We start from the raw sequence: 7,152 nt of genomic DNA, 5'->3' as shown, positions 1-7,152 counted from the left end.
GGCATAGTCGCGAAAGCGGTGGATCAGTTCGCGGCATGGATTACGCTTGCGCCACCAGCCAATCCCTCACCTTCCGCGCATTGTCGCTGAGCTCGCGGTTCTTTGGCCAGATGACGTAGAATCCGATGCCGGTCCTCAGCACATGATCCGTCACCGGCACCAACAGTCCTGATGCCACGAGGCGCTCGACGAGATGCCGCCAGCCGAGCGAGATGCCTTGTCCCTCCATGACCGCCTGAATCACCAAGGCATAGTCATTGATGCGCAACCCGCGCTCGGCATTACGGAGGCTGGTTCCGGCTGCCGCGAACCATTCGTCCCAGTTCGGCGCCTCGCGGTAGGGCTCCTCGAGATGGATGAGCCGGTGCATGGCAAGTTCAGCGACGGTCTCCGGCAACCCAAACTTCGCCAGATAACTGGGGCCCGCCACCGGGAAGATCTCCTCGTCGGCAAGCGACAGCGAATGATAATCTGGCCAGTCGCGCGGCACGCCGCCGCGCACGCCGAGCGGGATGCCTTCGGCGATGATGTCGAGATCGCGGTCGGCGGTCTGGATGCGCAGATCAACGCCCGGCAGTTCGTCGCGGAATTGCTGCAGGCGCGGCATCATCCAGAACGAGCCGAAGGCGGTCGAGGCGGCCAGCGTCACATGACCGCCACTCGCCTGCAGGCGCAGATCTTCCGCCGACTTGCGGATATGCGACAGCCCGAGCGAGACATCGGCGTGGAAGCGCTCGCCGGCCTCGGTGAGGACGACTTGGCGGTGGCGGCGCTGGAATAGCTGGGCTCCGAGCTGTTCTTCCAGCCCGCGCACGGCGTAGGACACAGCCGCTTGCGTCATGCCGAGCTCGCGCCCGGCGGCGGTGAAGCTCGACAGCCGGCCGGCCGCCTCGAAGACGATCAGGCTGCCGGCGGAGGGCAGGAGATGGCGTAGGCTTCGCATAAGGAGAGTTTATACAAGAGATCAGGATTTTCCAGCGTCACAGCTACATTTCGTCTCGCTAAGTTGATGGGCAGTTGGAGGATGAGTTGCCATGAATGCACCGGCCGTTGCAGTGACCGAACACGCAAATCGCAGAAGCGGCGGCCGCCTAGGGCGCAAGGCGATACGGGGCGCGCCCATAGTCTCGTTCCCGACGCTGGTGCGCCAGATTCCCGCCTATCAGATGGTCCCTGACGAGGCGGTGGAGTTGATCCACCAGGAATCGCTCTTGATCCTCGAAGAGGTGGGCTGCGAGTTCCGCGACGACGAGGCGATCGCCCTATGGAAGGCCGCAGGAGCCGATGTCTCCGAGACGCGCGTTCGCATCGACCGTGCGCTCTTGATGGAGTTGGTCTCGAAGGTCCCGCCGGAATTCACCCTCAATGCCCGCAACCCCGATCGTACCGTCCGCGTCGGCGGCAAGAACTCTATCTTCGTGCCGATGTATGGCGCACCCTACGTGCGCGACCTTGACAATAACCGGCGCTACGGCTCGCTCGCCGACCTCAACAATTTCCACAAGCTCGCCTATATGGCGCCGGCGCTGCACTCGTCGAGCTCGGTCATCTGCGAGCCAATGGAAATCGCGGTCCCGAAGCGTCACCTCCATATCATCCATTCGGCGCTGAAGTATTCCGATAAGCCGTTCATGGGCATCGTCACCTCGAAGGAGCGAGCGGAAGACACGATGGCGATGGCAGGCATCGTGTTCGGCGAGGAGTTCGTCCGCGACAACCCGGTCCTGGTGTCGATCACCAACTGCAACTCGCCGCTGGTGTGGGACGCCACCATGCTGGATGCGATGAAGGTGTATGCGCGGAGCAACCAGCCGCTGATCCTGGCGCCCTTCGCGTTGTGCGGCGCCTCGACGTCGGCTTCCGCAGTCGGCGCGGTCGCGCAGGTCAATGCGGAAGCGCTGGCCGGTGTCGCCTTCACGCAACTGCTGCGCCCGGGTTCGCCGCAGATCTACGGACAGTTCATGGTCACTGTGGACATGAAGACCGGCGCCCCCATGGGCGGCACGCCGGAGGCCGCGCAGATGATGTATCTCATGGGAGCGCTGGCGCGGAAATACCGGCTGCCATGGCGCACGTCCGGCTTCCATGTCGGGTCGAAGCTCAACGACGCCCAGGCCGGCTACGAGTCTAACATGCTGATGCATGCCGCCATACTCTCTGGCGCAAACTACATCTGGCACTCCGCCGGATGGCTCGAGGCCGGCCTGACCTGCGGCTATTCGAAATTCGCGACGGACTGCGAACAGCTCATCGGCTGGTACAAATATGCCGGCGGGCTGCCGTTCGACGATTTCAAGGAAGCGATGGCGGCGATCCGCGAGGTAGGCCCGCAGGGCCATTTTCTCGGTACCCAGCACACGCTCGAACATTTCGAGTCCGCCTTCTTCATGCCCAGCATCATGGACTTCAATTCGTACGAGCAGTGGAAGGCCGAAGGCGCAAAGGACCACGACACGCGCGGTCGCGAGAAAGCGCGCAACATGCTGGCCGATTATGAGGAGCCGAAGCTCGACGAGGGCATCGCCGAGGGTCTCAAGGATTTGATCGCGCGGCGTGAGGAAAAACTGCCGGACAGCGTTAGTTGATAAGACAGGCGAAGACCTGACGGAACCACCAAGGGAGGAAAACATGACGCTCTTCAGAAGCAATGGCGACCGCGTTCCAAGTGCCATCGAGACAATGGCGAAAGAGACGCGCGCGGGCCGGATGGACCGGCGCGAATTCCTGGCGCTGGCAAGCGCCTTCGGCGCCTCGACGGCTTTCGCCTATGGCATGATTGGCCTCGCTGCGCCAACAAAAGCCCTGGCCGATGAACCGAAAAAGGGCGGAACGCTGCGTGTCGCAATGTCGGTCAAGGCACAGAAGGATCCGCGCACTTATGACTGGACGGAAATGGCAAACGTCACCCGGACCTGGCTTGAGCCGCTGGTCCGCTACACGCACCAGTTCACTTTCGAGCCGGTCCTGCTCGAAAGCTGGGACGTCAATGACGACGCCACCGAATACACACTGCATCTGCGCAAAGGCGTCACCTGGAACAATGGCGATGCTTTCAACGCCGATGACGTGGTCTCCAATCTGAACCGCTGGTGCGAGAAGGGTGCTTCCGGCAACTCCATGGCGGCACGCGTCGGCGCGCTGATCGACACAAAGACCGGCAAGGCCAAGGATGGCGCCATCACCAGGGTCGATGATCTCACGGTCAAGCTGAAGCTGTCCGAACCCGACATCGCGATCATACCGGGCTTCACCGACTATCCGGCGCTGGTCGTGCATCGCGACTTCGACAAGGATGGCGCCGACCCGATCAAGAAGCCGATCGGTACCGGGCCTTTCGAACTGGTGTCCTATGCAGTGGGTACGAAGGCGGTCGTCAAGCGTCGCGAGAACGGCAAGTGGTGGGGTGGCGAAACGCCGCTCGACGGTGTCGAGTTCATCGACTACGGCACCGACTTCAACGCCACGCTGAATGCCTTCGATTCTGGCGAGATCGACCTCGATTTCGAAACGCCGGCCGACTTCATCGACGCCTTGGATAAGATGGATCTGGTGAAATCGGAGGTGGCGACGGCGACGACGCTGGTTGCCCGCACCAACATCACCCACAAGCCCTATGACGACCAGCGGGTGCGCAATGCGCTGCAGATGGCCGTTGACAACAATGCCGTCATGCAACTCGGCTACGCCGGGCTCGGAACGGTCGGCGAGAACCACCACGTCGCCCCGATCCATCCCGAATACTATCCGCTGCCCAAGAAGACGCGCGATGCTGCCGCCGCCAAGAAGCTGATGGCGGATGCCGGTCAGGCCGACTTCGAGCATGAACTCATCACTGTCGAGGACGAATGGCAGAAGAACACCGGCGATGCGATCGCCGGCCAGTTGCGCGATGCCGGCATCAAGGTCAAGCGCACGGTGCTGCCGGGTTCGACCTTCTGGAACGACTGGACGAAGTATCCCTATTCCATGACGATTTGGTACATGCGCCCGCTTGGCGTCCAGGTGCTGGCGCTCGGCTATCGCTCGGGCGAGGCCTGGAACGAAACCGCCTATGCCAACCCGGATTTCGACGCCAAGCTCAAGCAGGCGCTTTCGCTGGCCGATCCCGCCAAGCGCAAGGAGGTGATGAAGGACGTCGAGCAGATCCTCCAGGATTCCGGCGTCATCATCCAGCCCTTCTGGCAGAAGCTCTACTGCCACATGAACAAGAAGGTAAAGAACTACGGAATGCACCAGACCTACGAGATGGACTTCCAGAGCGTCTGGCTCGACGCCTGATATAATTCCCGAGACTTGCAAGAAAACGCTGCCGGCGCCCATCACAAAAGGTGCCGGCGGCCCGTGAAACACTGGCAGCAATTCGCGCAGGCAGCAAAATGTCCGACGACGAGATCATCCTTTCCGAACTTTCCGACGACGAGTTGGTGCAGCAGATGCACGACGATCTCTATGACGGGCTGAAGGAAGAGATCGAGGAAGGCACCAACATCCTGCTCGAGCGCGGCTGGGTGCCTTACAAGGTGCTGACCGAGGCGCTGGTCGAAGGCATGCGCATCGTCGGCGAGGATTTTCGCGACGGCATCCTGTTCGTGCCGGAAGTGCTGCTGTCGGCCAACGCGATGAAGGCCGGCATGTTCATCCTGCGTCCGCTGCTCGCCGCCACCGGCGCTCCCAAGCAGGGCAAGATGGTCATCGGCACCGTCAAGGGCGACATCCACGACATCGGCAAGAACCTCGTCGGCATGATGATGGAGGGGGCCGGCTTCGACGTCATCGACCTCGGCATCAACAATGCGGTCGAAAAGTACCTCGATGCGATCGAGCAGCATCAGCCCGACATCATCGGCATGTCGGCGCTGCTGACCACGACCATGCCCTACATGAAGGTCGTCATCGACACGATGAAGGAAAAGGGCATCCGCGACGACTATGTCGTGCTGGTCGGCGGCGCGCCGCTGAACGAGGAATTCGGCAAGGCCGTCGGCGCCGACGCCTATTGCCGCGACGCGGCGGTGGCGGTCGAGACCGCCAAGGACTACATGAAGCGCAAGCACAATGTGCGCGCTTCGGCCTGACCCAAGGCATCAGGATGGATCGACAAGAAAAGCCGCGCCTTGCAGCGCGGCTTTTTTGTTCCCAGATGATGGACGAGGCTGCCAATCAGTTGGCGACAGTGTCCTTGACCGCCCTGGCTGTCGACTTGACGTCCTTGCCGACGCCGCGAACGGTGTTCGCGCAAGCCGTAAGGGCAAGGACACAAGCAAGAATGGCAATCGGCGTGATGCGTAGCAGTTTCATGGACGGTGTCTCCCTCAATAGATAAATTAGCGCCACAGCAACGAAGGCCGGCTCGACGGGTTCCATGGCCAAGACGCAAAAAACGAAACCGAATCAAGACGACAGGCTGCTCGTTATAGCCTGCGGGATGATTGCGCGCGAAGTTCTGGCCGTCAAGGAACAGCTCGGACTGGATCACCTCGACCTGACCTGCCTGCCGGCGGAATTTCATTTCTACCCGGACCGCATCGCCCCGGCCATGGACAAGGCAATCGAAAAGGCCAAGGCCGAAGGCTACACAAACATCTTCGTCGGCTATGCCGATTGCGGCACCGGCGGCCTGCTCGACCGTATCTGCGAGAAGCATGGCGTCGAGCGCATGGCCGGCCCGCACTGTTTCGCCTTCTATCAAGGCATGGATGCTTACGCGAAAATCGACGACGACGACATGATGTCGTTCTATATGACCGATTTCCTCTGCCGGCAGTTCGACGCCTTCTTCATGAAGCCGCTCGGACTCGACAAGCACCCGGAGCTGATCAAGGACTATTTCGGCAACTACGAAAAGCTGATCTACCTTGCCCAGACCAACGATCCGGAACTCGACAAGGTCGCCGAAAAGGCTGCCAAAATGCTCGGTCTCGTCTATGAACGCCGCGCGACCGGTTATGGCGACCTTACGGCCGGAATGGCGCAAGCCGCTGCTGTCGCGGGCTAAGCAGCCCCTCTTCCGTCCGCAGCGCTGCAAGCACATCGGCAAAGCTCGTCTTGCAGACGAAACCCAGCCTATCCCTTGCCCGCGACGCGTCATAGACGCGGTCGATGGAGGAAAACATCGTCCAGCCCTTTCGCGCATAAAGTGCTGGAAAATCCGGAAAATAGCGCGCGACGACCGACGGCGCATCAGCGATCAAGGCTGCGCAATCATCCGGGTGGAACGGCGTCGGCGCCGAGACGACGAAAATGTCGAAACCCAGCTGTGGCGCCTTTTCGAGGGCAAGGATGTGAGCCTCCGCCGCGTCCTCCACCTTCAGGCGCCGGAATAGCAATTCATTCGCCTTGGTGTTGGCATCCGACTGTTCGATCGCATGCGCCATGTCGTCGGCTTCGGGGAAGAAGCGGGCCGTGCGCAGCACCACCACCGGCAGTCCATGCTGGATATGATAGAGGCGGCAGAGATGCTCGGCCGAAAGCTTGGTGACGCCATAGATGTTGCGCGGCTCTGGCGACATCGCCTCCGTCAGCCAGGCCGCCTTGCGAGCGCCACCGCTGAAGCCGTCGCGTATCGCCTGCGAAATCATCAGCGACGTCGTCGAGGTGAAAACGAAGCGCTGCACGCCGGCCGCCACCGCCGCGTCGAGCAGGTTCAGCGTGCCTTGCACATTGGTGGCGACGAAATCGCTGTTGGCACGGTTCTCGATGTTGGGCTTGTGCAGCGCGCCGCTGTGGATGATCGCCTCGATCCGATTGTCGCCTACGGTGCGCAAGACAAGGTCACGGTCGGCGATCGAGCCGATCATCTGCGTTTCCGCCGATGGCACAGGATCGAGCCCGGCGACGTCGTGCCCAAGCGCGCGCAGACGCGGCGCCAGCGCGCTGCCCAGCCAACCCGACGATCCCGTGAGCAAGATTCGCATTCGTCACACCATGATTTTTGACCGTGACGCTGTTAAGCACGGATGACAGGCGCCAGCGACCCGATAAGTTATGCACCAGCGGCGCTGCGCCAGACATCAACCGGGAGGCTTCCGATGACACTTCGCCCGCTGTTCGCCCTTGTCGGCATGCTCTGCTGCACGCTCCCTGCCCTCGCCGATGGCGAGGTGCAGAAACTCATCACCCCAGCCGACAAGGCACGGCTCGACAAATATGGCG

General features: G+C 61.5%; 7 protein-coding genes. 4 read left to right on the top strand and 3 right to left on the bottom strand.

Annotated features, from left to right (window positions below; genetic code table 11):
* Positions 1-40: 40 nt before the first annotated feature.
* A complete protein-coding gene (locus EN935_RS15880) occupies positions 41-943 on the bottom strand; it encodes a LysR substrate-binding domain-containing protein (RefSeq protein WP_109663184.1) in 903 nt (300 codons plus the stop codon).
* A gap of 91 nt (positions 944-1,034) precedes the next feature.
* Here EN935_RS15880 and EN935_RS15875 point away from each other — a divergent pair, with 91 nt between their 5' ends.
* From EN935_RS15875 to EN935_RS15865, 3 genes are all read left to right on the top strand, one after another.
* Entirely contained in the window at positions 1,035-2,585 is a 1,551-nt protein-coding gene (locus tag EN935_RS15875; RefSeq protein ID WP_109663186.1) for a trimethylamine methyltransferase family protein, read from the top strand.
* A 43-nt stretch (positions 2,586-2,628) separates the two neighbouring features.
* Positions 2,629-4,278: an ABC transporter substrate-binding protein gene (locus EN935_RS15870; protein ID WP_127373436.1), complete on the top strand. Its 1,650-nt coding sequence runs from the start codon at positions 2,629-2,631 to the stop codon at positions 4,276-4,278.
* 98 nt (positions 4,279-4,376) lie between these two features.
* A complete protein-coding gene (locus EN935_RS15865; RefSeq protein ID WP_126069400.1) occupies positions 4,377-5,075 on the top strand; it encodes a B12-binding domain-containing protein in 699 nt (232 codons plus the stop codon).
* Positions 5,076-5,160: 85 nt separating this feature from the next.
* On the opposite strand, the gene EN935_RS15860 is transcribed toward EN935_RS15865, so the two are convergent.
* Positions 5,161-5,298, bottom strand: a complete 138-nt coding sequence (locus EN935_RS15860) for an entericidin A/B family lipoprotein (protein ID WP_109668437.1) — start codon at positions 5,296-5,298, stop codon at positions 5,161-5,163.
* Positions 5,299-5,362: 64 nt separating this feature from the next.
* Between EN935_RS15860 and EN935_RS15855 the strand changes: the two genes are divergently transcribed.
* Positions 5,363-5,995 carry a DUF1638 domain-containing protein gene (locus EN935_RS15855; protein WP_127373435.1) on the top strand — a complete coding sequence of 211 codons (633 nt, stop codon included), beginning with the start codon at positions 5,363-5,365 and terminating at the stop codon, positions 5,993-5,995.
* Here the strand turns inward: EN935_RS15855 and EN935_RS15850 are convergent.
* The gene (locus EN935_RS15850; RefSeq protein ID WP_127266093.1) at positions 5,955-6,914 is read right to left on the bottom strand and encodes an NAD(P)-dependent oxidoreductase; all 960 of its coding nucleotides are present in this window, start codon (positions 6,912-6,914) and stop codon (positions 5,955-5,957) included. The genes EN935_RS15855 and EN935_RS15850 overlap by 41 nt on opposite strands.
* Positions 6,915-7,152 lie beyond the last annotated feature (238 nt).

It is taken from the genome of Mesorhizobium sp. M7D.F.Ca.US.004.03.1.1 (assembly GCF_003998635.1).
GTDB classification, from domain to species: Bacteria; Pseudomonadota; Alphaproteobacteria; order Rhizobiales; family Rhizobiaceae; genus Mesorhizobium; species Mesorhizobium loti.
This window is presented reverse-complemented; position numbering and strand designations above follow the sequence as displayed.